Consider the following 26,739-nt stretch of genomic DNA (forward strand, 5'->3'; position numbering starts at 1 on the left):
CTGTGCATCGAGCCAGTCCCACTCCGCCTCGCTCAGCGACTTGGTGCCGCCGCGCGCATAGAGCGCGAAATCGCGCCGGGTGCCGAAGCGCTGCTCGTCTATCCAGCGATCCAAGGCCCGCAGCAAGGCGAGCCGGTCGAGCGCGCGTTGCGGCGGTTGGCTCGCCAGCGCCGCCGCGATGGCCGTAAGCCTCGGGTCGTGAAAGCATCGCGCGGTCTCCTCCTCAAAGCGGCGGGCAAGATCGTCTCGCCTTGGCAATCCCAGCGCCGCTTGCATCCGCCCGAGGTCGAGGAAGTTAATCCAAAAAGGCTGCCAGCGGCGCTCTTTCCGTCTTTCCTCCAGTTGCACCCAGCCGCCCCGCAGCAGGCTTTCTAAAAGCTCGTGGGCGGGCTGGTAGTTAGCATGACCCGCGAGCTTCTGGAGCGTGTCCCACTTCACCCGCTCCCCTTCCCGCTTGGCCCAGAGCAGGAGCAACCCGCGCCAGTCCGCGGGCAAGGCGTCGAGCTTTGAGGGCTGCTCCGGGAAAGCGCGGCGCAGGCGGCAGCCGCGCAACGTCACCTTGGCGCCCACGTCCAGGCTCTGCGTGCGGATCCCGTGCGGGTCCGGCGGCGACCAGCTCACGGGGCCTGTCGGGTCATCACGGCGACGGGCGGGGCCCAGCCCTCGCCCGGCGGTTTCTTGTAGGTAACGAGCGTCAGATCCGCGGGGTCGAAGATGTTCACGTTGTGGGTGATGGGCGTCGTGATGAGATACTGAGCACGGGTGGATTTCAGGAAACCCGCGACGCGATCGATGTTGAAGATGTCGAGATGGGCGAAGGGCTCGTCGATGAACACGAAGCCGCCCGGCTGATCCTCCTCCATCATGAGACCAATCAAGAGAATAAGCGATTTCATCACCTGTTGGCCGCCGGAGGCCTCCCCATCGTTCAGGCCCACAACGCCCTTCCGGTCGAAATCGAAGCCGACCGCAAGCCCCGCTTGCGCCAACACCAGGTCGTCGTTTTCGAGGTGCGGCGGCTCGCAGTGCACCTCGATCCCGGCCAGATCCCCCAGTTGCCGGATGTTCTTGCCGTAGCGCCTGACGGTGGCGCGCAGCACATTGATGTACTCCCCGCGCGCCGCCTCGGTGAGTCCTTGGGCGCGCTCGTTGTAGCGACGGCGGTTGTCAGTCTCCAACTGCATGGCCGCGAGATCGGCCCGGAGTTTGTCACGCAGCGTGACTACGTTCTCATCGGTCTCCCACTCCTCGGTCTCGAAACGCCGCTCCAGCTCCTTGACGCGAAAGCCGACGATGCTTTCGTTACGGTATTCCGCCCGTAGCGCCTCCAGGGCTTCGCGCCCGCGCCACGCGGGAGGCAGGCTTATTCGCTCCTGGCGCAGTTGCCGGATGCGCTTGACTTGCTCTTCCCATGGGGATTGGAGGTTCTGCGCGAGGGCGCCGATCTCCCGCTGCAAAGCGTTCTTGCCGAAACCTGGCCCGATCCAGCGCATTCTGGGCTTCATGGCGCGCCTCCACGGCCGCGTCCCGCTCGCGGCTCGCGGCGGCCAACTGGTCTCCGGCTCCTTGGGCTTGGTTCCGCTGCTCGCCAAGACGCCGCTCGGCGGCCGCAAACTCCTCGGCGCGCGCGGCCAGCATCTGCGCCGCGTCGAAGCCGTCGATGGCGGCCTGTTTTTCCAATATCGAGCCCTGCAGCCCGTGCCGCTTTAGCTCCAGCCGGGCGAGCTGTGACTCGATCTCCCGCGACTCCGACTGGCACGCCGCGAGGCGCGTACGGCGCGCCAACTCACCGAAGTGGTAGTCCCCCTCCGCGACCCCGATATAACGCCCGCCGCGGCGCTCGCGCTGATAGCCCTGACGGGTTATCCAGTCCTGAGCGGCCGGAAGCCGGGCCCCCGATTGCGCATCCTCCACCCGCTGCACGCGGTTCAAGAGCGTGAAGAGCCACTGCGGGGCGGATCCGGTGAAACGCACGATCTCCAGCACCGAACCCGGTTCGGCCGCGGCGGGCGCGGCCTCGGTCGCGGTGATGAAGTGCCGGTAGCGCAGCCGCTCGCCGATCCCCCAGGCCGCGGCCCGGTCGGACTCCCGAGCGAGGAGGATGAGGCAGCGATAAGGCGCGAGCAGGGCCTCGACCGCACCCTGCCAGCCGGGGTCCGCCAGCTCCACGAGCTCCGGCAGCAGGCGATGCTCAATACCCGCGGCATCGAGCGCGGCGCGAAGCTCCCGCAGGAATCCCGGCGCGGGCGGCGGCCCGGACCGCAAGGCCGCGATCAAGGCGGTCAGCTCGTCGCGGCGGGCGCGGCCGTTTTTCCATTGCAGATCGATCTCGGCCAGCCTTTGCCGCTCCTCGCCGAGCTGTTGTGCGAGACGCGCCGGGTCGAGACCGTGGCGGGTCTCGGTCATGACCACCCAGCGGTCGCGTTCTTCGAGCAACGCGGAGGTCCGGATCACGGCATCGCGCGCTAGATGGAAGCGCGACTCCGACTCGGCGCAGTCGGTGCGCGCCGCCTCTTCCCGCCCTTGGGCAGCGAGCAGATCTCGTTCCAGACGACCGATGTTCGACTGCAGCTCCGCAAACTCGCCTTCCCTCTCCCTCATCTGGCGGCGCTGCCCCTGCAGTTGGACGTCCGCCGCGGCGATGGACTCCACAAGCTCGGCATAGCGCAGCCGTGGGAGGACCTCCGCCGCGAGCCGGGCGTGCTCTTCCTTGAGGTTACGCCATTCGATGTAGCGGTTGACGCGCGTGTTCAACGCCTCGACTTTGTTCTCCAAGGCATCGAGTTTATTGCTCATGTCCCTCAACTCGCGCTCGGTCTCATGCTGTTGCGCCTTGGCCTCCTGATAGGCATCCAGGACCTGCTGGTCGCCGAAGACCTTGAACACCAGATCCAGGAGCAGCTTGGGGGAATACTCACAGAGCTTGTCGGTCTCGCCCTGCTCCAGAGCCAAGACCTCGGCCATGGCGGAGGTGATCCCGGCGTTGTCGAGGCGGCGCTTGTAATCGTGGAGGCCCAGCCACTCGCCCGAGGGTTCGAGCGATTCTATAGTGACCTCGCCGAGCGCGATCAGGTACTGGCGCTGCCAGTCGCCGCCCTGCTTGCGGATGCGGCAGGCCAAGGTCACCACATCGTCGAGGATGGGGAAGAAGGGGTGCCGGCGGTTATTGATACGTCAGTTGTCCACCACAGCGCGCAGCCAGGAGAACGCCTCCCCGGAATGGCGCGCGTAGTTCTTGTAGTTGCGCTTGCCGGAGCACTCGAGCGCGAACAGCGTCCGCAGGCCGTCGAGGAGGGTGGTCTTGCCCGAGCCGTTCGGCCCCACGATGGTGATGATCTGCGCATCGAGCGGCAGGCTGAAGCGCCGCCAATAGTCCCAGTGCACCAACTCCAGCGAGTGGATGTGGAACATCAGATCTCCGAGTCCGGATCGGAAACGCCGGGTTCTAGCTCCCGCGCTAACTCGCTGCGCCGGGCGAGCAGATCCGCGAGCGCGCCGTCGATGATGCGCCGCTCGAGCAGCGGGTAGTCGAGCAGGAGATCGAGCAAGGGCCCTTCATGAATGATCTTGTTGCGGCGGGCGATGAACCCGAGGCGCGAGAGGACACCAAGGTTCACATTGAGACGCATCTTGCCGCCGAGCTTGTCGCCGAAGTCCGCGAGCAGCGTGGCCTCGGCGATCCCGCCCGAAACTTCCTCGCCGCGCGGCATGGGCTTGGCCTCGCCGAACATATCTCCCTGGCCGGCATCGCCGCGCTGGCGGCGGGCGATCTGGCGCTCGCGCTTGGGCAGGATCATGAGCGCCCATAGGATGATGAGCAGCGCTACGCCGTCCTTCTGCAGGCCCATATTGTTGTTCAACCACTGCTCCTCCGCGCCGAACACGGCCTCTTCCAGCTCCTGTTTGATCCCCGCCGCCACATGACTGGCATAGGGATTATCGAGCAGCTCTAGGCCGCAGTTGGATAGGCGCAGGTCCAGCTCCTGGCGGAAGGCCTCGTCGGTGAGCGCCCGCCGGGCGAGGGGGTCCTCCCTCGGCAGCGCGCGGTGCGCCAAGAGGCGCGCGATCAGGGCTTGAATATCACGGTCCACGTGGGTAGGTCCTTCGCGCCTTTCATTGTGCCCGTTACCGCAGTATGTCGCGCCAGAATATGCGGGTAACGCCGTTTGCCTGTAAACTATCGCAGAACGCAGCAGACCTCAATCTTTGGGCAGCTAAGGCGGGGTTATAAGTAAGACCTGCTGTTTTATATTTGATAGGCAAGAGAGGCATTGATCTCAATGACGACGAAAGCATGGTGTACCGTGGTTCTTGTGTTGCTTATTTCTTTCGGACTCTCGGCATGCAGTGAGCACGTATCATTATGCAAGAAAGCGATGAATGTGAGATCCGATCAGCTTAAAGTAACCGACCCGACTCGAAACAAGTTTCTCGACGAATGCCGTAGCAGAGGGTATGCATATACTCCCGATCAATGGAAATGCATTATCAAGAGACTGGAGCAACGGGATGCTTACGACAAAGCGATAGGCGCGTGCGCGGGGTCAGGGTAAAAACTCTTGCGTGGTTTGAATCCGCCATGCTCCGAAGAGTGGTCCACGGGGGTCAATCCCTTCCCTCAGGCTTCGAGGGCGCGAGCATGCCCTCGCTCAACTCCCCCACTTCATCGCGGCCGACTGGGCGGCGCTCATCGGACAGGGTGAGCGTAAGCGGCACGCGCGCCAGCTCCGCTACCGGGCCGGCGAACGCCTCCGACTGGGCATCGCCGACCAGCGCAAGCAGCGACAGCCGGTAGGCGGCCCGGCCGAAGCCGCCCCCCACGACGGCATCGGCCAGCGGGGTCTCCTCGGCGATGCCTTGCAGTGTACCCAGAAACTCGCTCAGCAACTCCAGCCGCTCGCCCTCGATACGCTGGGTTACGGGTGCTTCTTGCGGGGGCGGCAGGGTGCTGGCCGCGGCCTTTTGCCGCTCCCGCTCGAGCAATTCGTATTCCGCGACGTCCAGCATCTCCTGCGGGGTGATGAAAAGCGGCTCGGGAATCGCCCGGAGCGCCCCGTGCAACAGCGCGCATAACGCCCCGCGGTCGAGCCCGCGCAGCCAGTGGGTGACATCCGAGGACGACAGTCCGCTCTCCCCGAGATGCACGCGCTGCCGCTCGAGGCTGTTCAGCGCCCGGCCGAAGACTCCGGTCATGCGCAGCATGCGGCTTTGCGCTTGACCGATGGCCTGAGCAATGCGGTAAGAAGCCGTGTCGAGATCGCCGCTCGCGGTCACGGCGCGCATGATCTCGGTGCCTTTTTCAATCCAGTGAAACACTTTTTCAAGCTTGTCCTGCGCGCGCCGCAGCCGGAACTCGGAACCTCCGAGCACCGCCTGGTCAAACTCGTTCTGCAGCTCGTTCAGCCGCCCGAGAAGGTGCTGGAGGTTCTCCGCCGAAACCTTGCCTATGGCCTGGCCGGCCGCGACCTGCGCGGTGATGAAACCGAGCTCGGCGTCGGCCTCCCCGGCGAGCGCCAGCAGGTTGGCGAGCGCCGAGAGCGCGATGCGGCCGGCGCCGCTCAACTGGTAGACGCGCTCCTCGCCGTCCCAGACCAGGAGATCGTTATCGCGCAGGCGCTTGAGCACCGTATCGAGCTTGACCGGATCGAGATAGGCGAAATGCCCCTGCAGTTCCTGGGGGCTCCAGCGCGGGGCCTCGGCGCGGGCGCCAATCTCCCGCAGGACCAAGAGGCGCACCAGCACCTCGTCCTCGCCGCCGCGAAAAAGCGTGATGAAAGCGTCGAGCGCCTCCCGCGCCCGGAGCAGAGGGGAGAGCGCCGGCAGATCCCCCGCCTCGACCCCTGGGGCGAAAAATTCCTCCAGCAAGGATGCGGCCGGACGAGCTTGCGGGGTTTGTGCCGGGGAGTTAATCAAGCGTTCGCGCATTAAGGCTCGACCCTGGGAGTCTGCCGCGCCACGACCCTCACGCCGGCCGGGTTCGGCTTCGGGGGGAACGAGGCGGCCGTCGAAGGCGGCTTTGAGGACGCTGGCGCGGTAGCGCTCTTACTGGAAGACTTGCCCATCGTGTCTTATCCAACCAGCCGGGTGTTGGCCATCCAGGTCACGGTGAGTCCAATGGACAACGCCACCTTTCGGATTCCACTCGTACTCGCCACTAAACGAGATGACGTCGCCTTCGCTCAACGAAGATACCCTTGGAGCCAGATCGATGTTGTGTGCAATCAGTATGGTCTGGCCCGAGCTTAGGCGGACGATGAAGCGTTGATGGCGGCTTCCGTCGTTGTCATCAGGCAGGATCTTCACAACGGTCCCTTGGCCTTCGAGCTGAATATTGCTGGCATGCTTTTCGAGAGCACTTGCAAATACTGAATCATTAGCAGCCGCAGCAGATGTGGGGGCGGCTGAGAATAGAGTATTGTGTCGGCCATACCCAAAGATAACAATGGCTGTGAAGACGATGACGGGAAGCAATAGTTTTTTCATTACTATTAGTGCGTTTCAGTTAAAGGGGTGACGCCCTCGGTCAGCACGCGGGTGCGAAATCGCTCCGGCGTGCGGGCATTCACCCGCCGGTTGAAGATGAGCTGCACTTGGTCCGGACGCCCGAGGTCGAGGTTCTCCCGGATCACCTCCTCGAAGAAGATCCTTCCGACCACCGGCGGGTCGAGCACTTGGGTGAGGGAGAACTCCGCTTGCATCCACACAGTAGAAGTAGTAGTGGTTGACCATCGTGGTCGAATCCACCCACGATCCACGGATAGGTCATTCTCTTCCCGACATGACGCCGCCGCTCGGTGCGCATCGTCCGCGCTTTCTCCTGTGCCTTGCCGATATACAGCACCCCCTCGGCGTTGCAAAACCGGTAGATACTCCTGCGTGAGGGCGTCCTTGCGTTGGCCCGACTTAAACTTCACCATCTCCACGCGCTGCTGCTAGGCGAAGCGCTCAATCCCCGCCGCGAAGCGCGGCAGATCGAAGCGCTCCGCGTGCCGCTCATGGACAAAGCAGCCGGCCACCGAGCCGGGTCCCGCGTTGAGGTATTTATAGCTACACCAACAGGCGAAATCGCAGCCCCACTCGTGAAGTCTCAAGGAGATATTCCCAGCCGCGTGGGCGAGGTCGAAACCGGCCACGCAGCCTTGCCGATGACCGAGCCGGACAATCTCGGCGATATCGAGCACCTGGCCGGTGTAATACTGGACACCGGGAAGCAATATCAATGCGATCGCCGAGCCTTCGCGCTCGATCAAGTCCGAGATATCTTCAAGTCGGAGGCAGTCCTCACCGGGTCTCGGCGTGGCCAAAAGCAGCGACCGGGCGGGATCGAAGCCGTGGAACCGGATCTGTGATTCGACGGCGTAATGATCGGAGGGAAAGGCGTTTTTCTCGATCAGGATCTTGTGGCGCCCGGCGCTCGGGCGGTAGAAGCTCGCCATCATCAGGTGCAGATTGACCGTAAGCGAGTTCATCGTCACGACTTCCCGCGGCTCGGCCCCGGCGAGCCCGGCCGTCTCCGCGGTCAGAAACTCATGATACGGCATCCAGGGATAGCGGGATTCAAAATGGCCCCGAACCCCCAAGCGCCGCCATTTTTCCAACTCATCGATCACATACGCCTGGGTACGCTTCGGCTGCAGCCCCAGCGAATTCCCGCAAAAATAGATCTCATCGGCGCCGTTCGCCTGTTTCGGGAGATGGAACTCCGCGCGAAAGCGCGCCAGCGGATCATCGCGATCCTGTGTTTGGGCGAAATCGAGTCCAAGCCGGTAGCTCATGTCACTCGCTACGGATCTGCTCACCTATTACGGCGAAAGGGGTTTGTTAACACGTTACGGAAAAACGACAGGGCTATTGTTTCCCGGCGGCAGTCGCTTTTGCAGCGAGCCGCGCCAGCTCACGGGCCCGAAAGTATAGTAGACTTTTATAGTGAATGCGCGAAGAGTCAAGCGAGGAATACTTTCAGGGCGGAGCACTTCCGCCGTCCCGAGCATGTAGAGAAAGGCGTCTCCACCTGCGATCGATTCGATGATGTGCCCGGCTATGTCCGGCGGGTTCGGCCAACGGAGATCACCGGCCCGGTACACGAAGTTTACATACAGTTTTCTGTATGTAAAGTTTCCGCCTTTACTTTACATATAAAATCCTGTATGTAAAGTTCGCGATGAAAGCTCAACCCTTCAAAGCGGGCACTTATAGGCAACAGTATCAATACAAGAGCTTTACGCCCGCACCGATCAATCGCCCCTTCGCCTGGAACGATCCTGGTATCGATGTTCTGTTGGAAGACGCAACCAGATTTCTCGGCGAGTTAAACGCCTATTCTCAACTTGTGCCTGATGTCGATTTCTTCATTCACATGCACATTATCAAAGAGGCTACCACGTCAAGCCGCATCGAAGGCACGAAAACAAACATCGATGAGGCTGTCTTACCGCTTGACGAGATTGAACCAGAGCGGCGCGACGATTGGTTTGAGGTGCAGAACTACACCAAAGCAGTCAACCATGCAATCGCTGCCCTGAAAAGACTCCCCCTATCAATGCGGTTAATCAAGGAAGCGCACAAGATTCTCCTCACTGATGTTAGGGGTCGGCACAAAAGTCCAGGCGAAATACGAAAGAGCCAGAACTGGATTGGTGGCGCCAGCATAAAGGACGCAGTCTTTATTCCGCCTGTTCACCAGGAGTTGCCAGAGCTGCTTAGTGATCTGGAAAAGTTTTGGCACAACAAAGACCTCGCAATCCCCCACCTGATAAGGGCGGCCCTGAGTCACTATCAATTTGAAACTATTCACCCGTTTCTAGATGGTAATGGCCGTATGGGCAGACTCCTAATAACACTCTACCTGGTGGACAAGAACATTCTTACGAAGCCAACCCTCTATCTTTCTGATTTCTTTGCCAGGAATAGAGGAGCGTATTACGACGCACTGACGGTTGCAAGAACATCCAACGATATCGAACACTGGATTCGATTTTTCCTAGTTGGAATCGCGGAGACCGCAACTATTGGCAAGCAGACGTTTGAAAAAATAATTCAATTGCGTCAAAGCTGCGAGGGAAAACTTTTATCGCTAGGTAAACGGGCGAAAACAGCTCAGGAGTTGCTCAAGCAGCTTTATTCACAGCCGATCATGAACGCAGCTCAGATCGCGCAGCGGTTGGACGTCACCCATCAGTCGGCAAGTGCGCTCGCTCGAAGCTTTGAAGCGCTTGGCATATTCAAAGAGGTAACTGGATTCAAGCGTAACCGCCTGTTCGTGTTTTCCGACTATTTGGGTTTGTTTATGAACTCGGCACCGAGCCAAGCCAAGAGCAATAAAGGGGTCACGTCTTTAAGGACAAGAACCTGACTTTTCGATACCAGACCCCATCCGCGCGTCCGCGAATACAAGCTGCAACTCCTGGCTCAGGTGGATAGCTGCGCTACCGCACGTGATCGAGCAGACGCGGGTTGTTGGCGGCGGGTGTGCTAAAAAACTCCCTCGGTCGCATTCCTTGGCATTGTGGAGTTCCCAATCAAGCGATTATATGATGACCCTCGGATCATACACCAATCCGTTGATTGGCTTAGCCACCGGATTAGACACCTATTGGTGTCGATTTTGAGTTAGACCGCCAGAATCTCCATCGAAATGAAGAGAGAAACGCTCGAAGCACTCCTGCTCGAGGGCGAGTCCACCGATCTAGATTGGAAGCGGGACTTTCCCTCCGAACTTCTCGGAACACGTGGCCCAGGCTGGGATGTCGGTCGAGCGAAGTTACTCAAAGACCTGATAGCGCTCGCGAATGGTCATGGAGCGGACCAGGGTTACTTGGTCTACGGGGCCGAGGACCACGGCGCGACCCGTCTGGTGTGTGGCGTCACGAGATCTCTGGATGACGCCCAGCTTCAGCAGTGGGCCGAGAATACGTTCTCTCCGCCACCTACGTTTCGTTACTCTGAAGTTGTGTGGGATGCCTCGAAGACCGTGGGTATTGTCACGGTCTTGCGCGTTCCCGACTACCCGCACTTTGTTACTTCGAATCTTGGAGGCGTGCTTTTCGAAGGGCAAGTATGGTTTCGGCGAGGCAGCAAGAACACCGTCGCCCTTCGCGAGGATCTGCGTCGGATGATCCTGGGCGGTGTCCCCTTCAAGATTGCTCGTATGAACGACCCCGTGATGAAGGAACTTGAAGCGCATTACAGGGCGCTGGGACGAGAGCTGTCGCTTCCGCTACTCACGAATCGCGACAGCTGCCTTTCGCGGGGGTACGAGCTCGCCATGTACCCGGGGACTCGACGCGAAGTGTGGGTGGGGGCGGTTGGTGACCGATACGAACACATCTTGCTTCTTAAACCAAGGCACCCGTAACCTTGGCGGTCTAACAACCAATTGGAGCCGACGGCGGGTAGCAGTCTGTCAGAGAATCACTCGCGCGAGCCGCGGCTCAATTGGAGACGTTAGGGCTTGCTCAGTGGTAGAGGTACAATAATTCAAGGAGGTCACACATGATTCGCACAGTAGAGGCTGTAATTGATGCACACGGACAAATTCGTTTGCTTGAGCCTGTCACGCTTGAGGGAGACCATCGAGCCTTGGTAACTATCCTTGAGGAGGAACCGACCACCGAACCCCACGAGACCGCACTGTTAAGCGAGGCGGCGCTTTCGGACTGGGGCCGGAAGGAGGAGGACGAGGCTTGGTTACACTTACAGTTGGCGCAGTAGTTTTGGTGCCTTTTCCTTTCTCTGACTTGTCACGAGCCAAACTCCGCCCGGCCTTAGTGCTGGCTGATGCTGGCCGAGGTGATTGGGTGCTTTGCCAGATCACGAGCAATCCCTACGCCGATCTGCACGCCGTTATGCTTAATGATGTGGATTTCGAAATTGGACCCTTGCGAGTGAAAAGTTATGCGCGTCCGGGCAAGCTTTTCACTGCCAATGAAACCCTGATAGCGTCTCAGGCTGGTCGGCTAAAGCCAGATTCTTTTGCACGAGTATTAGGCGCTGTGATAGCACTGCTACGGTCAACTTCGCCCTAACCCGACGGTGCAGAGGACGCGCCGTGAAGCGTCGTCCTACTTTGCTAGCTTCATACCGGCGCGCGCCTCTGACCTGGTGCGTTGGTCGGCGCGCAGCGCCGGGGCCACGGCTTTTAGAACGGGAGATGCTACTGGCACAGTATATGATAGCCGCGATCGCGACGGCGCTAAACTCCCACGAGCGCACCCATGCGCTCTCTCGTGGCGAAAAAAAACGTTTACCCTTCCTTTGCCCAACCGCGTAATCGCATGCGTTCCAACTACGTCCTCGGCCTCGATTCTCAGAGTTTCCATCGGATGCACTACACCGATTGGGGCGATCCCGCGAACCCGCGCGTTGTGATCTGTGTGCATGGCTTAACGCGCAATGCGCGCGATTTCGACTGGCTCGCGCAAGCGCTTTGCGATACCTATCGCGTAATTTGCCCGGACATGCCCGGTCGGGGTCTCAGCGACTGGCTGAAAGATTACAACGATTACGCGTATTCCGTTTATCTTAACGATATCGCCGTACTCCTCGGGCACCTCCACGTCACCGCGATCGACTGGGTAGGCACCTCCATGGGAGGATTAATGGGGATGTGCCTCGCTGCTCGCGAGCACTGTCCAATCCGCAAAATGGTCTTAAACGATATCGGGCCCGAGATCCCCGGGCCCGCCTTGGAACGGATGGCGACCTATGTCGGCCGGGACCCGCACTTCCCCGACCTCGATGGCGTTAAAAACCATTTCAAGGCGATCCATGCGCCCTTCGGGCCTTTGAGCGAGGACGTGTGGGCGCACATGGCGCAGCACGGTGCAAAACGGATCGCAGAGGGCGAGTATCGGCTGCGTTACGATCCGCGCATCGGTGAGGGCTTGCGGCAAAAGCTCCAAGGTCCGGCAGATCTCTGGCGCGTCTGGGACGCGGTGCGCTGTGCCGTTCGCGTCCTACGCGGCACGGAATCCGATGTCCTGACCCACGCGGCGGCATTGCAAATGGCTCGCCGGGGGCCGCGGGCTAACCTCGTCGAGTTCAGCGGCATCGGCCACGCGCCTGCGCTCACGACGCCAGACCAAATCGCCGCCATACGGGAATGGTTGCTCGCGGATTAAGGTGCGATCGGATCCGGGGGCGAATGGCACTTACTTAAGAGAAAATCCAGCAAAACCGTCATTCCGGCCGGAGCGAAGCGGCGAGCCGGAATCCAGTCATTCGTGAACCTACTAGATTCCCGCTTCCGCGGGAATGACGGAAATTTTGGACTCCCGCCTTAAGTAAGTGCCATTCGATCCGGAGGCCTTAATCCTCGGCTATTTCGGGAATATGTTTGAATGCCTCCAGCGCCTCGGGATTCGCCAGCGCTTCGAGATTTTCTATTGGCCGGTGGTGGATGAGATCGCGTACCGCAATCTCGACGATCTTACCGCTGCGGGTGCGGGGGATGTCAGGGACTCGGATCACCTTGGCGGGTACATGACGCGGAGAAGCGTGTTCGCGGATGAGTTTCTTGATGCGAGTGATGATCTCCTGATCGAGCGTCAGGCCCTCGCGCAGCTTCACGAACAGAATGATGCGCACGTCGTTATTCCATTCTTGGCCCACGGCCAGGCATTCAAGGATCTCGGGCATGGCCTCGATGGGGCGGTAGATCTCGGCGGTGCCGATGCGCACGCCGCTTGGATTGAGCGTCGTATCGGAGCGGCCGTAGATAACCATCGTATCGCGCGCGGTGATCTCGGCGTAATCCCCGTGGGCCCAGACATCCGGGAAGCGCTCAAAGTAGGCGCGGCGGTAAGCAGTCCCATCGGGGTCATTCCAAAAGCCTATCGGCATCGAGGGAAACGGGGCGGTGCATACAAGCTCGCCTTTCGCCCCGGCGACGGATCGTCCGGCCTGGTCGTAGACCTCGACCTTCATTCCCAGTCCGCGGCACTGTAGCTCGCCGCGATAGACCGGCAGGCAGGGATGGCCCAAGGCGAAACACGAAATGATGTCGGTTCCCCCGGAGATGGAAGCGAGCTGGAGGTCCTCTTTGATGTCCCGATAGACGTAATCGAATGATGCCGGGGCAAGCGGCGAACCGGTGGAAAGAACGGTCTTGAGCGCGTCCAACCGGTGCGTCGCGCGCGGCTTGACGCCGGCTTTCTCAAGGCTTGCGAGGTACTTGGCGCTGGCGCCGAAGACCGTCAGCCGTTCCTGTTCGGCCAGGTCGAATAAACTTTGGGGTTGGGGATGAAAGGGCGAGCCATCGTAGAGCACCACGGTCGCGCCCTGCGCGAGGCTCGACACGAGCCAATGCCACATCATCCATCCGCAGGTGGTGAAATAAAAGATCCGGTCCTCGGGCTTGAGGTCCGTGTGCAGCACCAATTCCTTCAGGTGCTGGATGAGCGTGCCGCCGGCGCCGTGGACGATGCACTTGGGCTTCCCGGTCGTGCCCGAGGAGTACAGGATATACAGCGGGTGGTCGAAGGGCAGCGCCGTGAAAGGCGCGTCGGGTGCTGGCTCAGGCGCTAGGAAATCCGCATAAAGAACACTCCGCGGCAGCGACCGGCGGCCGGTTTCCCCCTTATCGAGATAGGGTACGGTGATCACGCGTTGCACCTCGGGCAGGTGCGGCAGGGCTCGCCGGACGCGTTCCAATGAATCCGCCCATTTGCCGCCATAGAGATACCCGTCAGCCGTGAACAACACCTTGGGCTTGATTTGGCCGAAGCGATCCAAAAGGCCCGCGCTGCCGAAATCCGGTGAACACGACGACCAGATGGCGCCGAGACTCGCGCTCGCTAGCATAGCGGTGACGCTTTCGGGAATATTGGGTAAAAAACCAGCGATCCGGTCCCCGGCGACGACGCCCGCCGCCTGTAAGGAACGCGCGAGCCTTGCCACCTCGGAATGAAGCTCGGCGTAAGTGACGACGCGGTTACGGCCCTGCTCGTTCCAGGCGATGAGGGCCGGATGCCGGTCGCGCCGCCACAAAAGATTTTCGGCGAAACTCAGCCGCGCGCCGCTGAACCACCGCGCACCGGGCATGCGTGCGGGATGCTCCAGCACCGTATCCCAAGCTCGGGAATGCTTGATGTCGCAGAAACGCCAAACCGCGGGCCAGAATTCTTCCGGCTTTCCAATCGACCACTGGTACAATGAGGGGTAGTCCGTGACACTCGGCGCATACTCTCGTTGCACCATGGTCATGAAACGGGTCAGGTTGGCCGCGCTGACCCGCTTTGAGCTAGGTGTCCAGATCGGCATCACAACTATTTTGGCGGCATGCGCAGCGCACCATCCAAGCGTATGACCTCGCCGTTCAGCATCGGGTTTTCATAGATATGGCAGACGAGCGCGGCGAATTCGCGGGGACTGCCCAAGCGCTTGGGAAAAGGGACGTGCTCGACCAAGCCGGCGCGCGTCTTTTCGGGCAGGCCCGCGAGCATCGGGGTATCGAAGAGACCGGGCGCAATCGCCATGACGCGGATGCCGAGCGCGGCGAATTCGCGGGCGAGCGGCAGCGTGAGGCTGACCACACCACCTTTGGAGGCAGCGTAGGCGGCTTGGCCGATCTGGCCCTCGTAGGCGGCGATCGAGGCCGTGTTGATAATGACCCCGCGTTCACCTTCGGCATTCGGCGCATTGTGTTGCATGCGGTGGGCGGCGGCGCGGCAGACGGTGAAGGCGCCGATGAAATTGACGGCGATGACCCGCGCGAACTCCGCTTGGCCGAGCAAGCGCCCGGCGCCGAGCACGCGTTGGGCCTGCACGATGCCGGCGCAGTTGACGGCCAAGGTGATCCCGCCGAGTTGCTCGGCGGCGATCGCAAACGCCCGGTCCACCGCGGCTTCGGAAGTCACGTCGGTTTCTAGAAAAAGGGGGCTATCCGAGCCGGGCTCGGCGAGCAGCTCGGCGGGAGCAGGGCAGATATCGAGGATAGCTACGCGCGCGCCGGCCTCGAGCAAGCGCCTTGCCGCCGCCAGGCCGAGGCCGGAGGTGCCGCCGGTGACGATCGCTGTCGCTTCACAAAGTCTCATCAGGCGACATTATAAAACATCAAACTGCAACCAAGACCCGGATTTGTGAAGCTAAGCGGCGTTGCTAATGGCGACCGAGACCCGTTTGCCTAAAACCTCCAGCGCACGGAGAAGGTGATCGATCCGGGTGTTGTGGTCGAGATCGAGGATACGGCGCACTTGGCGACCATCGATGCCCATATGCTCGCCGAGCGTCGCTTGCGTGACCTGCTGGTCGAGCATCGCCTGGTAGATGGCAAGCTTCATCGCTTGCAGGGGCGGGACCTCCACCACTGGCTCGCCGCGCTTTGGTTTCGTCGGCGGGGGGATCGGGCGCCGATCGTCCATGTAGCCGAATAAGGCCACAAGCAGCGCATCGCGCGCCCAAGTGAGGGCGTTTTCTTCATCGGCGCCATGGGTCAAGGCCTCCGGCACATCGCGGAACTCCGCCATGACGGAGCCGTTGTCGAGTTTGGTAAGTTGGGCAGGGTATTGGTAATCCATAGGGCTCTCCATCACAGGATGTCGTCGGGATCGATGCCAAGCTGCTTGCAGACTCTACGCAGCAACGCGGGGTCGAAATCGGCATCTCCATGCGCGGGGATCGTAGTCTGACGAGCCTTGTGTTTCGCGAGCACATGGCCGCCTTTACCGCGGCCTTTGATGATTTTCGACTCCGTGTTGTTGTAGCCGCTTGATGAATTGTTTCCCTTTCACGGCTTCTACTATGGGACATTAATGTCCTCTTATCAAGCTTCACACTGTAGCGCGCATCGACCCTCGCCGATCCGCGCTATCGTGGAGTAAAAGATTTCCCGCATTGCGCTGCGCTCCATTGCGGGCTACGCTTACTTTTGAAGAGACCCAGGGCGCGCGAGGTGAATACAGTGAGCATCCCCAACCCTCATATCCGGTTCAGCTACGAGGACTATCGGTCGCTCGTCGCCACGAGCGACAAGCGCTACGAGATCTTCGATGGAGATATCGTCATGGTCCCCTCACCTACGACTGCACACCAGCAGATCTCCCGCAATCTGGGGTTCCTGCTCCTCGCCCATGTGCGGGCACAGAGGCTCGGGACGGTCTTCCATGCCCCGATGGATGTGGTGTTTGGAACAGGCGCCGATCGCGAGGTGGCCCAGCCGGACCTCCTCTTCGTGCGCGCCGAGCGGCGCGCGATCATCGGCCATGACGCCATTGGGGGCGCCCCCGATCTGGTGGTCGAGATCCTCTCACCGGGCACGGAAGCACGCGACTGCGGCTATAAGAAATCTCTCTATGCACGTTTCAGCGTCGCCGAGTACTGGATCGTGGATCCGAAGGCGCAGGCCATCGAAGTGCATGCCCTCCTCACCGATGGATACGAGATGAAGGGGCGTTATCGGAAGGGCGATCGGTTCGCCTCGCCGCTCTTTCCCGGTCTCACGCTGCCATTGGACGAGGTCTTCGAAGCCGAATAACCGCACGTCGATCCGCGCAGTCTTCGAGCGCGAAGCGGAGATCCCGGCGCGACACGCCGCGTGCCGCAGCTCTTGCCACCGGGACTGAGCGCTTTTCAGGCCGCCGGCAGCGGTTTGCGGCATCTCCGTGCACGGGGATGGTAGCCTGATGACCCTTGTGTTTCACCAGCACCTGGCGCCTTTGACAACTCACGAGCCGCTGCGTATGCTTCCCCGTAGCAAAAAAGGGTGTTCCTCCCTTTTACTATACTCGTGCCGATGCCGATGGACGAGCCAGCCGAAGCCAACGCGACGTTCAATGCGCCTGACGAGCAAGGGGCCGAAAGCCCCTTTCCCATCGTCGGGATCGGCGCTTCCGCCGGGGGCCTCGAGGCCTTCACCCAGCTCCTCGCCCATCTGCCGGCGCACACCGGCATGGCCTTCGTGCTCGTGCAGCACCTCGATCCCCGCCACGAGAGCCGGTTGACCGATATCCTGGCCCGGGGCGCCCACATGCCCGTCATCGAGGCGAGCCAGGGGCTTCGGGTCGAACCCGATCACGTCTACATCATCCCGCCCAACACCTGCATGGCGATCGCCCGAGGCGCGCTCCAGATCACCCCGCGCGGAGAGGCGCCCGGCCCGCACCTGTCGGTCGATCACTTCCTGCGCGCGCTCGCAGAGGAGCAGCAGGCCCAGGCCATCGGGGTGGTGCTCTCGGGCACGGGCTCGGACGGGACGCTCGGGCTTTTGAAAATCAAGGCGGTGGGCGGGATCACCTTTGCCCAGGAGCCGGCCTTGGCCCGCCATGGCGGCATGCCGCAAAGCGCCATCGACAGCGGCGCGGTGGACTTCGTGTTTGCGCCCGAGGGGATCGCCCGGCGGCTGGCCGAGATCGGCGCCCACCCCTACCTCGCGCCGGCCCTGGTCGAGGCGCCGCCGCCCGAGAACGAGGACCACTTCAGGCGCGTGCTCGGCGCGGTCAGGGCCGCCACCGGGGTCGATTTCCGCCAGTACCGCGACACCACGATCCGCCGGCGCATCCTGCGCCGCATGGTGCTGCACGGCCAGCCCTCGCTCGCGGCCTACGCCGGGCGGCTGGAGCAGGATGCTCCCGAGGTCGAGGCGCTCTACCGGGACCTCTTGATCAACGTGACCAGCTTCTTTCGGGACCCCGCACTGTTCGAGGCCCTGAAAACCAATGTCTTCCCGGAGATCCTCAAGGCCAAGCCCGCGAACGCGCCGCTGCGCCTGTGGATACCGGGGTGCTCCACCGGCCAGGAAGCCTATTCGCTCGCCATCGCACTCTGGGAGTTCTTCGACGACAAACCGGGGCACCGCCCGTTCCAGATCTTCGCCACCGATCTCAGCGATCCCGGCACGTTGGAGCGGGCACGCGCCGGGGTCTATCCCGAGAGCATCGAGGCCGAGCTCACGCCCGAGCGGCTGCACCGCTTCTTCAAGAAGGAAGATAACCTCTACCGCATCAACAAGTCGATCCGCGATAGCTGCGTCTTCGCGCGCCAGAACCTGGCCGCCGATCCGCCGTTCTCGCGTGTGGATCTGATCAGTTGCCGCAATGTGCTTATCTACATGGCCCCGGCGCTGCAAAAGCGGGTCCTGCCGACCTTCCATTACGCGCTCAACGTGCCGGGATTCCTGGTCTTGGGGTCTTCCGAGACGGTGGGGGAGTTCGACGGGCTGTTCGGGGCGATGGACCGGGCGAACAAGATCTATGCGAAGCAGGTCACGGGCAGCCGGCCGCTGGTGCAGTTCGCGGTCGAGGACTACCAGGCGCCGGGCGCGGCCGGCCCGCGGGCGGGCGCTACGGGCTCGACCCCGGCCGACTTCCAGAAAGAAGCCGATCGGCTGCTCTTGAGCCGTTACGCCCCGCCCGGGGTGCTCGTCAACGAGCACCTCGACATCCTGCAGTTCCGGGGGCGCACCGGTCCCTACCTGGAGGCGCCGCCGGGGGAGCCGACCATGAACCTCTTGAAGATGGTCCGCCCGGGGCTTTTCGTGGAGCTCCGCAGCGCCGTGAACGAGGCCCTGGCGCGCGGCGAGACCGTGCGCCGCGAGGGCCTCTGCCTGCGCGAGGAGCAAGGGGTGCGTGTGGTCGCGATCGAAGTCTTGCCGGTGCGGCCGCGCGAGGCGGCGGCGCAATGCTGCCTGGTGCTCTTCGAGGAAGGCGGCGGACCGAAGCTGGCCGCCGGGCCCGAGCAGCCCTCCGGATGGCGCGCGCGCCTCGACCGGTGGCGGGCTGCGAGGGCTCATCCAGCCGGGGATGGCGAGGGGCTCCCCGAGTTGGAGGGCGAGACCGCGCAGCTCCGCCAGGAGCTATCCTCCACCCGCGAGTACCTGCAATCGCTGGTCGAGCAGCAGGAAGCCGCCAACGAGGAGCTGCGCTCGGCCAACGAGGAGGTCCTGTCCTCGAACGAGGAGCTGCAGAGCACCAACGAGGAGCTCGAGACCGCCAAGGAGGAGCTGCAGTCGACTAACGAGGAGCTGTCCACGGTCAACGAGCAGCTCCAGCACCGCAACCTGGAGATCAAGCAGACCACCAACGACCTCCAGAACCTCTTGACGAGCACCACCATCCCGGTGGTCATGGTGGGGCCGGATCTGAGGATCCGCCGGCTCACCCCGCCGGCGCGCAAGATCATGAACCTCCTGCCCGGCGACCTCGGCCGGCCCATCGGGGATCTCAAGGCCAACGTGGACGTGCCCGATCTCGAGGCCCTCATCGCCGAGGTGATCGACGAGGTCCAGGTCCGGGAGCGCGAAGTGCGGGACTGCGACGGCCGCTGGTGCCTCCTGCGCGTCTATCCCTACCGCACCGCGGACAACAAGATCGACGGGGCCGTGGTGGTGCTGCTCGACATCGACGAGATCAAGCGCTACCAGGAGGAACTGCGCGAGGAGCGCGACTACGCCCAGGCCATCGTAGAGACGGTGCGCGAACCGCTCATCATCCTCGACGGGGAGCTGCGGGTGATGACGGCGAATGCGGCCTTCTACCGGACCTTCGGAGGCCAACCGGCGGAAACGCAAGAGCGCTTGGTCTATGACCTGGGCAACCAGCAGTGGGACATTCCCGCCCTGCGCACACTGCTGGAAGAGGTCCTACCCCGAGAGCAGGCCTTCGAGGGCTTGGAGGTTAAGTATGGTTTCCCCCAGGCCGGTCAGAAAACCATGATCCTCAACGCCCGCGGGCTGTACCGCGCAGACCGCCCGTCGTTGATCCTGCTCGCCATCGAGGACGTCACCACTAGCCGGCAGGAGGCCGAGAAGCTGAGCTATCAGGCCACCCATGACCCCCTCACCGGCCTCATCAACCGCGGCGAGTTCGAACGCCGCTTCCAGCGCGTGCTCGGCACCGCCGAGCCCCAGGACCCGCATGCCCTGCTGTATCTGGATCTGGACCAGTTCAAGCTCGTCAACGACACCGCCGGTCACAGGGCCGGCGATGAACTATTGCGCCAGCTCGCCGCCGTGCTCGAGGCGAAGACGCGCAAACGCGACACGCTGGCGCGGCTCGGTGGCGATGAATTCGGCGTGCTGCTCGAGCATTGCGCGCCGGAGCAGGCGCTGCGGATCGCGCGGGGGCTGGTGCAAGCGGTGCAGGAGTTCGACTTCGTCTGGGAGACCAAGCGCTTTACCGTCGGTGTCAGCATCGGCTTGGTCTCGATCCCCGAGGGCGGGGAGACCCTTCCCGAGGTGCTGAGTGCGGCGGACCGCGCCTGCTATGCCGCGAAGGACAAGGGCCGCAACCGCGTGCATGTCTATGCGGCGAGCGACGAGGAGCTGGTGCAGCGCAAGGGGGAGATGCAATGGATCCCGCGTCTGCATCAGGCCCTCGTGCAAAACCGTTTCCGTCTCTACGCCCAGCCGGTCGTCGCCCTGGGCGATCACGGCGCCGACGTCGAGTATCAGGAGGTGTTGCTGCGCCTCGCCGATGATGAGAAGGGCGTGCTGCTGCCGGGGGCCTTTATCCCCGCCGCCGAGCGCTACCAGCAGATGCAGGCGCTGGACCGGTGGGTGGTCCAAACGGCCTTGGCGAACCTAGGCGCCAACGGCAACTCGGCGCGGCTCGGCATCAATATCTCCGGGCAATCCCTGGGCGATGCGGGCTTCCTCGACTACGTGATCGAGCAACTGGAGCACAGTCGGGTGGTGGGCGGGCGGATCTGCTTCGAGATCACGGAGACCGCGGCCATCACCGATCTCAAGCATGCGCTCAATTTCATGCATGCCCTCAAGCAGCGCGGCTGCCGTTTCGCGCTCGATGACTTCGGCAGCGGGTTGTCCTCCTTCGGTTATCTCAAGACTCTGCCGGTGGACTACTTGAAGATCGACGGCCGCTTCGTCAAGGACCTCATCGACGACCCCTTCGATTGCGCCATCGTGCAGGCCGTGCAGCAGATCGGACGGGTGCTGGCGATCAAGACCATCGCGGAGGCGGCAGAGACCGAGGCGATCCTCGCGCGGGTCCGGGATCTCGGCGTCGATTACGCCCAGGGCTACGCGATCGCCAGGCCCGAGCCGCTCCTGGTCCATTGAACCCGCGCGCCCGGCTCGAGCAAGCGCCTTGCGACCGCTCAGCCGAGGCCGGAGTCGCCGGGACGATCGCTTTCGCGTCACCGAGTATCATGCCGGTGATCCTCGCTGCTCGGTTGCCCGGCTCACGCGGCTTTCGTTTTCATGCCCGAGCTGCGCGCAGATATAACGGCCTGCGTCGATTAATTTATTGAGATCAACGCCGGTCCCGATCCCCATGCCGTCTAGCATGTAGACCACATCTTCGGTCGCGACATTGCCGCTCGCGCCCGGCGCGTAGGGACAGCCGCCGAGCCCGGCCACCGAGGCATCGACCACTTCGGCGCCGAGCCCGAGACAAGCCAGGATGTTGACGAGCGCTTGGCCGCGGGTGTCGTGGAAATGTAGCGCGAGCCGCGCCGCAGGGACTTGCCCGGCGCAGGTGGCGAACACGTTCTGCGCTTGCAAGGGCGTCGCCAGGCCAACGGTGTCACCGAGGGCGATTTCCGCACAGCCGAGCCGGTAAAAATCACCGGCGAGCTTGGCTACGGTCTCCGCGGCGACCACACCCTCGTAGGGACAGCCGAACGCGCAGGAGACATAAACACGAACTGCGAGCCCCCGCTGGCGAGCCTCGGCGATGACCGGGGTCAGGCGTTCCATGGATCCCGCGATGCTACAGCGGCTGTTCTTCTGGCTAAAGGTCTCCGTGGCGGCGGTGAACACGGCAATCTCTCGCGCGTTGACACTCAGCGCCCGTTGCAGTCCTTTGTGGTTGGCCAAGAGCACAGGATACTGTACGGAATGCTTGCGCTCGATCCGGGAAAACACCTCCTCGGCGTCGGCGAGCTGGGGCACCGCCTTGGGATTGACAAAGCTCGCCGCCTCGATGACCGGTAGGCCGGCCGCCGACAGCCGATCGATGAACTCGACCTTGGTGCCGGTGGCGAGCATTGTGGGCTCATTCTGCAAGCCGTCGCGGGGTCCGACTTCCACCAGCTTGACCCGTCTCGGATAGCGGGGGGTCATGGGACTTGCCAGGACGGCTTTCGCTTCTCCACAAAAGCCGCGATCCCTTCGCGCGCCTCCGGCGAGCTGCGTAGCCGCGCAAGGAAGGCCTCAACCGTGTCGAAATCTCCGTGCGGTAGCGGCGAATAGTTCACCGTCAAGCGCTTGAATTCGGCGATCGCCTCTGGCGCTGACTTGAGTACGCGCTCGATTTGGATATCCAGCGCGCGATCCAATTCGCTAGGCTTGACGACCTGGTGCAGCAAGCCGATCCGCAGAGCTTCCCCGGCGTCGATGGCTTCGGCGCTGATCGCCAAGCGGCGGGTCTCGCGCGTGCCGATGGCCTGAAGGATATAGGGCGCGATCATGGCCGGCAGCAGGCCCAGCCTGAGCTCGGTAAGGGCAAAGCGGGCGCTGTCGCTGGCGATGGCGAGATCACAGCAAGCGATGAGACCCACGCCGCCGCCGTAGGCCGGGCCTTGAATGCGCGCGATGCTTGGCTTGCTCAATCCGTGGAGGGTCCGTAACAGCGGAGCGAAATCTTTGATCTCATCACCATGAGATTCCGGTTCCGGGCTGGCGAGGGCTGTAAACCAATCCAGATCGCCGCCGCTGCAAAACGATTCACCGCTCCCCGTCAGGATCACGACGCGGACCGTGGGATCGTGTTCCAGCGCTTGCAAGTGGGACAGCAGGGCGCCGATGAGGTCGGCATCGAGGGCGTTGTGCCGTTCCGGGCGCTGCAGCATTAGGGTGCAGACCCCGCGCCTGTCATTAGCAACCAATAAAGATTCCGCGTCATCCATTGGCTTACATCCTAAAAATCCCAAAGCGAGTCGCGCGAATCGGCGCATTCCTCACCGCGGCCAGCCCCAGGCCCAAGACCTCGCGCGTCTTGGCCGGATCGATGATGCCGTCGTCCCAGAGCCGTGCCGTGGCGTAATAGGGATGACCTTGCGTCTCGTACTGCTGGCGGATCTGCTCCTTGTAGGCGTGTTCCTCGTCCGCGCTCCAGCGTTCCCCGCGCGCTTCCGTGCTCTCCCGCTTGACCGCCGCCAGGACCGAGCTGGCGATTAGACCGCCCATCACCGAGATGCGCGCGTTCGGCCACATCCACAAAAACCGCGGCCCGTAGGCGCGGCCGCACATGGCGTAGTTACCCGCCCCGAACGAACCGCCGATGATTACGGTCAATTTGGGCACCGCCGCGCACGCGACCGCCGCGACCATCTTGGCGCCGTCCTTGGCGATCCCTTCGTGCTCGTACTTCTTGCCGACCATGAAGCCGGTGATGTTTTGCAAGAACACCAGCGGGATCCGCCGCTGGCAACAAAGCTCGATGAAGTGCGCTCCCTTGAGCGCCGATTCCGAAAACAAGATCCCGTTGTTAGCGAGGATGCCGACGCGATAACCCTCGATATGCGCAAAGCCGCAGACCAAGGTCTTGCCGTAGAGGGCCTTGAATTCGTGAAACTCCGAGCCGTCAACGAGGCGCGCGATGACTTCGCGCACGTCATACGGATAGCGCGGATCGCGCGGGATCACGCCGTAGATCGATTCGCTTGCATAGCCGGGCGCGGACACTTGGTCTGGCGTCAAAGCGGATGCAGGCGGCTTCGAATGCGCGAGGACATCGCGCGCGATGAGGAGCGCGTGCGCGTCGCTATCGGCCAGGTGATCGGCGACGCCGGATAGCCGGCAATGCACCTCGCCTCCGCCGAGCGTCTCCGCATCGACGGTCTCCGCGGTCGCCGCTTTGACCAACGGCGGCCCGCCCAGGAAGATCGTGCCTTGGTTCTTCACGATGATGGTCTCGTCCGACATCGCCGGAACATAGGCTCCGCCCGCGACACAGGTGCCCATCACCACGGCGATCTGTGGGATGCCGCGGGCCGAGAGCCGGGCCTGGTGGTAGAAAATACGGCCGAAGTGGTCGCGGTCGGGGAACACCTGATCTTGCAGCGGCAGATAAGCGCCGCCCGAATCCACGAGGTAAATGCAGGGCAGATGGTTTTCCGCCGCGATCTCCTGCGCCCGCAGATGTTTCTTGGCCGTCAGCGGATAGTAGGTTCCGCCTTTGACGGTGGCGTCATTGGCGATCACCATCACCTCCCGACCGTGGACTTGGCCGATCCCGGTAATGATCCCGGCACAGGGGACTTCATCGTCATAGAGTTCCAGGGCGGCCAAGGGCGAAAGCTCAAAGAACGGACCGTTCGGGTCGAGCAGCGCAGCGATGCGTTCGCGCGGTAACAGCTTGCCGCGTTGCCGGTGCTTCTCGCGCGCGGCCGGCGGACCGCTTTCCCGGACCTTAGCGATCTTGACGCCGAGATCATCGACGAGGCCGAGCATGTGCTCGGCGTTCTGCTGAAACTCCGGCGCCCGCGGATCGATCTTGGTTTCAAGGACAGGCATGAGATTATTATATTAGCTCCAATGCGATCGCCGTGGCTTCACCGCCGCCGATGCAAAGCGCGGCGATCCCGCGGCGTAACCCATGCCGTCTCAGCGCATGCCCGAGCGTCACGATGATGCGTGCGCCGCTCGCGCCGATGGGATGCCCCAAGGCGCAGGCGCCGCCATGGACGTTGACCTTGGCGTGATCGAGAGCGAGCGTGCGTTCCGCCGCCAGGGTCACGGCGGCGAACGCTTCGTTGATCTCGTAGAGGTCGACATCGCGGTCTTGCCAGCCGACTTTTTGGTACAGGTTGCGGATTGCGGCGATGGGGGCGGTGGTAAATTCCTCGGGCGCTTGCGCGTGGGAAGCGGATCCCGCGATTCGCAGGAGGGGTGTGAGCCCGAGCCGCTTCGCCTCACTCTCGGCCATCAGCAAGAGCGCCGCGGCGCCATCGGAAATCGACGAAGAATTGGCGGCCGTGACCGTTCCCGTCGCGGGCCGAAAGGCCGGTTTGAGCTTAGAGATCTTGGCCGGATCGCACTTGTGCGGCGTTTCGTCTTCATCGATCTTTTGGCCGCCGCAGCAAACCGGCGCGATCTCGGCACGGAAAGCGCCGCTTTCGATGGCCGCCAACGCCCGCCGTACCGACTCCGCCGCGAAGGCGTCTTGCCCCTCGCGCGTGAAACCGTAGCGGTCCACGCATTGTTCGGCGAAGTAGCCCATGAGCTGTCGATCCGCGGGGTTCTCAAGGCCGTCGTAAAACATATGATCGAGCAAGGCTTCGTGGCCGGGCCGCTGCCCTAACAACGAGCGGCGCACGAGATAAGGGGCGTTGCTCATGGATTCCATGCCGCCCGCGACGACGACCGCGGCGCTGCCCGCGGCGATGGCATCGCAACCAAGCATCACCGCTTTCATGCCCGAGCCGCAGACCTTATTCACGGTCGTGCACCCGGCCGCCAGCGGCACCCCGGCCGCGAGCGCCGCCTGCCGCGCGGGCGCCTGGCCGAGACCCGCGGGCAACACACATCCCATGAAAACCTCATCGATAGCCGTGGGATCGAGGCGGCAGTCCTCCAACAGCGCGCGGATCGCCACGGCGCCAAGCTCAGGAGCCGCGAGCGCCGCCAGTTGGCCGCGGTAGGCGCCGATCGGCGTGCGCTTGGCGCCAACGATGACGACGCTGTTCATCGATCGGGTGTCTCCTCGAACAGCTCCCGGCCGATGAGCATACGCCGGATCTCGTTGGTCCCGCCGCCGATGTCGTAAAGCTTGGCGTCGCGCAACAGCCGGCCGACCGGTGCGTCGTTCATGTAGCCGCGCGCGCCCAGGCTCTGTATGGATTCCAAGGCGACGTTGACGGCGGCCTCCGAGGCGAAGAGCAAGCACGCCGCCGCGTCCTTGCGCGATCGCTCGCCGCGGTCAAACTGCTCGGCGACACGGTAAACATACGCCCGCGCCGCCTGCAATCGCGTATACATATCCGCCAGCTTAGCCTGCATCAGCTCGAAGCTGCCGATGGGCCGCCCGAATTGCCGGCGCTCGCGCAGATAGGGGAGGACGGTGTCGATGGCCGCCTGCATGATCCCGAGCGGTCCGCCCGCGAGGACCAGCCGCTCCGAGTCCAGACCCTGCATGAGGATGCGCACCCCACCGTTGATCTCACCGAGCACGTTTTCCACGGGGATGGCGCAGTCCTCGAACACCAACTCACAGGTATTCGAGCCCCGCATGCCGAGCTTGTCGGTGCGCTCGCCCTTGCGGAAGCCGCGCAGGCCTTCCTCGACCAGAAAAGCGGTGATGGAACGCGAGCCCGCCTCGGGCGGGGCGGTGCGCATATAAACGATCAGCACGCTCGCCTCGGGACCGTTGGTAATCCATTTCTTGACGCCGTTGGCGATCCAAGCGCCGTTCTTAAGCTCGGCGCGGCAGCTCATGGCGCCGATGATATCGGAACCCGCGCCCGGCTCGGACATGGCCAGCGCGCCTACCCAATCGCCGGCACATAGCCTAGGAAGGTAACGCCGCCGCTGCACTTCCGAACCGTGGCGGGCGAGGTTATCCACACAGAGATTGGAATGGGCGGCATAGGAAAGTCCGACGGAAGGCGAGGCGCGCGAGATCTCCTCCATGGCGATGACATGGGCGTGGTAACCGAGCCCCCGCCCGCGGTCGTGCGGGCCCGCCGTGATCCCGAGCAGCGCGGCCTCGCCGAGCTTAGGCCAGAGATCGGCGGGGAAGTCGTTGGCGCGGTCGATGGCCGCTGCCCGCGGCGCGATCTCGGCCTCGGCAAACGCGCGTACCGACTTTCGCCAAGTCTCCGGGTCGAAACTCATGACCGCTCCTC

Annotated in this window: 23 protein-coding genes and 2 pseudogenes; 7 read left to right on the top strand and 18 right to left on the bottom strand. The window is 62.8% G+C overall.

Translation table 11 applies throughout. The features are described 5' to 3' along the window. From M3436_08645 to kynU, 9 genes and pseudogenes are all read right to left on the bottom strand, one after another. Positions 1-621 (bottom strand): hypothetical protein (locus M3436_08645; GenBank protein ID MDQ3564190.1); only part of this gene is annotated, 621 nt, incomplete at its 3' end. Further along, positions 618-1,391, bottom strand: coding sequence for an AAA family ATPase (locus M3436_08650; protein MDQ3564191.1), 774 nt, complete (start codon positions 1,389-1,391; stop codon positions 618-620). The genes M3436_08650 and M3436_08645, both read right to left, overlap by 4 nt. Then, positions 1,303-3,126, bottom strand: a complete 1,824-nt coding sequence (locus M3436_08655) for a hypothetical protein (protein MDQ3564192.1) — start codon at positions 3,124-3,126, stop codon at positions 1,303-1,305. The genes M3436_08650 and M3436_08655 overlap by 89 nt, the downstream gene beginning before the upstream one ends. A gap of 48 nt (positions 3,127-3,174) precedes the next feature. Continuing rightward, positions 3,175-3,411: an AAA family ATPase gene (locus M3436_08660; protein MDQ3564193.1), complete on the bottom strand. Its 237-nt coding sequence runs from the start codon at positions 3,409-3,411 to the stop codon at positions 3,175-3,177. Beyond that, positions 3,411-4,091: a hypothetical protein gene (locus tag M3436_08665; protein MDQ3564194.1), complete on the bottom strand. Its 681-nt coding sequence runs from the start codon at positions 4,089-4,091 to the stop codon at positions 3,411-3,413. Before M3436_08665 ends, M3436_08660 begins: the two co-directional genes overlap by 1 nt. A gap of 514 nt (positions 4,092-4,605) precedes the next feature. After that, positions 4,606-5,925 carry a hypothetical protein gene (locus M3436_08670; GenBank protein ID MDQ3564195.1) on the bottom strand — a complete coding sequence of 440 codons (1,320 nt, stop codon included), beginning with the start codon at positions 5,923-5,925 and terminating at the stop codon, positions 4,606-4,608. Between the two features lie 117 nt (positions 5,926-6,042). Continuing rightward, positions 6,043-6,483 (bottom strand): DUF3465 domain-containing protein, encoded by a 441-nt coding sequence (locus tag M3436_08675; protein ID MDQ3564196.1) that lies wholly within the window; start codon positions 6,481-6,483, stop codon positions 6,043-6,045. 23 nt (positions 6,484-6,506) lie between these two features. Then, positions 6,507-6,962: pseudogene (locus tag M3436_08680) on the bottom strand (hypothetical protein). 75 nt (positions 6,963-7,037) lie between these two features. Continuing rightward, positions 7,038-7,775, bottom strand: a pseudogene (kynU, locus tag M3436_08685) (kynureninase). A gap of 386 nt (positions 7,776-8,161) precedes the next feature. Between kynU and M3436_08690 the strand changes: the two are divergent. From M3436_08690 to M3436_08710, 5 genes are all read left to right on the top strand, one after another. Continuing rightward, complete coding sequence (locus M3436_08690; GenBank protein ID MDQ3564197.1) at positions 8,162-9,352, top strand: Fic family protein; 1,191 nt, start codon at positions 8,162-8,164, stop codon at positions 9,350-9,352. A gap of 282 nt (positions 9,353-9,634) precedes the next feature. Beyond that, positions 9,635-10,354: a putative DNA binding domain-containing protein gene (locus M3436_08695; GenBank protein MDQ3564198.1), complete on the top strand. Its 720-nt coding sequence runs from the start codon at positions 9,635-9,637 to the stop codon at positions 10,352-10,354. A gap of 137 nt (positions 10,355-10,491) precedes the next feature. Continuing rightward, positions 10,492-10,710 (top strand): hypothetical protein, encoded by a 219-nt coding sequence (locus M3436_08700; GenBank protein ID MDQ3564199.1) that lies wholly within the window; start codon positions 10,492-10,494, stop codon positions 10,708-10,710. Further along, the gene (locus M3436_08705) at positions 10,683-11,024 is read left to right on the top strand and encodes a type II toxin-antitoxin system PemK/MazF family toxin (protein ID MDQ3564200.1); all 342 of its coding nucleotides are present in this window, start codon (positions 10,683-10,685) and stop codon (positions 11,022-11,024) included. Before M3436_08700 ends, M3436_08705 begins: the two co-directional genes overlap by 28 nt. Positions 11,025-11,273: 249 nt before the next feature. Further along, entirely contained in the window at positions 11,274-12,119 is an 846-nt protein-coding gene (locus M3436_08710) for an alpha/beta hydrolase (GenBank protein ID MDQ3564201.1), read from the top strand. A gap of 187 nt (positions 12,120-12,306) precedes the next feature. Here the strand turns inward: M3436_08710 and M3436_08715 are convergent, their stop codons facing one another. From M3436_08715 to M3436_08730, 4 genes are read right to left on the bottom strand one after another with little or no spacing between them, the layout of a single operon-like run. Continuing rightward, complete coding sequence (locus tag M3436_08715) at positions 12,307-14,259, bottom strand: acetoacetate--CoA ligase (GenBank protein ID MDQ3564202.1); 1,953 nt, start codon at positions 14,257-14,259, stop codon at positions 12,307-12,309. A 5-nt stretch (positions 14,260-14,264) separates the two neighbouring features. Next, on the bottom strand, positions 14,265-15,032 hold the full coding sequence (locus M3436_08720; protein MDQ3564203.1) for an SDR family NAD(P)-dependent oxidoreductase: 768 nt from the start codon (positions 15,030-15,032) through the stop codon (positions 14,265-14,267). Between the two features lie 51 nt (positions 15,033-15,083). Beyond that, positions 15,084-15,515, bottom strand: coding sequence for a type II toxin-antitoxin system HicB family antitoxin (locus tag M3436_08725; GenBank protein ID MDQ3564204.1), 432 nt, complete (start codon positions 15,513-15,515; stop codon positions 15,084-15,086). Positions 15,516-15,526: 11 nt separating this feature from the next. Continuing rightward, positions 15,527-15,649 carry a hypothetical protein gene (locus M3436_08730; protein MDQ3564205.1) on the bottom strand — a complete coding sequence of 41 codons (123 nt, stop codon included), beginning with the start codon at positions 15,647-15,649 and terminating at the stop codon, positions 15,527-15,529. Between the two features lie 249 nt (positions 15,650-15,898). Between M3436_08730 and M3436_08735 the strand changes: the two genes are divergently transcribed. After that, positions 15,899-16,471, top strand: a complete 573-nt coding sequence (locus M3436_08735; GenBank protein ID MDQ3564206.1) for a Uma2 family endonuclease — start codon at positions 15,899-15,901, stop codon at positions 16,469-16,471. Positions 16,472-16,729: 258 nt separating this feature from the next. Beyond that, a complete protein-coding gene (locus M3436_08740) occupies positions 16,730-21,010 on the top strand; it encodes an EAL domain-containing protein (protein ID MDQ3564207.1) in 4,281 nt (1,426 codons plus the stop codon). Positions 21,011-21,097: 87 nt separating this feature from the next. Here M3436_08740 and M3436_08745 read toward each other — a convergent pair whose 3' ends face one another. From M3436_08745 to M3436_08765, 5 genes are read right to left on the bottom strand one after another with little or no spacing between them, the layout of a single operon-like run. Next, positions 21,098-22,015, bottom strand: coding sequence for a hydroxymethylglutaryl-CoA lyase (locus M3436_08745; protein ID MDQ3564208.1), 918 nt, complete (start codon positions 22,013-22,015; stop codon positions 21,098-21,100). Continuing rightward, positions 22,012-22,800 (bottom strand): enoyl-CoA hydratase-related protein, encoded by a 789-nt coding sequence (locus M3436_08750; protein ID MDQ3564209.1) that lies wholly within the window; start codon positions 22,798-22,800, stop codon positions 22,012-22,014. The genes M3436_08745 and M3436_08750 overlap by 4 nt, the downstream gene beginning before the upstream one ends. A gap of 4 nt (positions 22,801-22,804) precedes the next feature. Continuing rightward, positions 22,805-24,409, bottom strand: coding sequence for a methylcrotonoyl-CoA carboxylase (locus M3436_08755; protein ID MDQ3564210.1), 1,605 nt, complete (start codon positions 24,407-24,409; stop codon positions 22,805-22,807). A 7-nt stretch (positions 24,410-24,416) separates the two neighbouring features. Further along, on the bottom strand, positions 24,417-25,583 hold the full coding sequence (locus M3436_08760; GenBank protein ID MDQ3564211.1) for an acetyl-CoA C-acyltransferase: 1,167 nt from the start codon (positions 25,581-25,583) through the stop codon (positions 24,417-24,419). Continuing rightward, complete coding sequence (locus M3436_08765) at positions 25,580-26,728, bottom strand: acyl-CoA dehydrogenase family protein (protein MDQ3564212.1); 1,149 nt, start codon at positions 26,726-26,728, stop codon at positions 25,580-25,582. The genes M3436_08760 and M3436_08765 overlap by 4 nt, the downstream gene beginning before the upstream one ends. Between the last annotated feature and the right edge of the window lie 11 nt (positions 26,729-26,739).

It is taken from the genome of Pseudomonadota bacterium (assembly GCA_030859565.1).
In the GTDB taxonomy this organism is placed as follows: domain Bacteria; phylum Pseudomonadota; class Gammaproteobacteria; order JACCXJ01; family JACCXJ01; genus USCg-Taylor.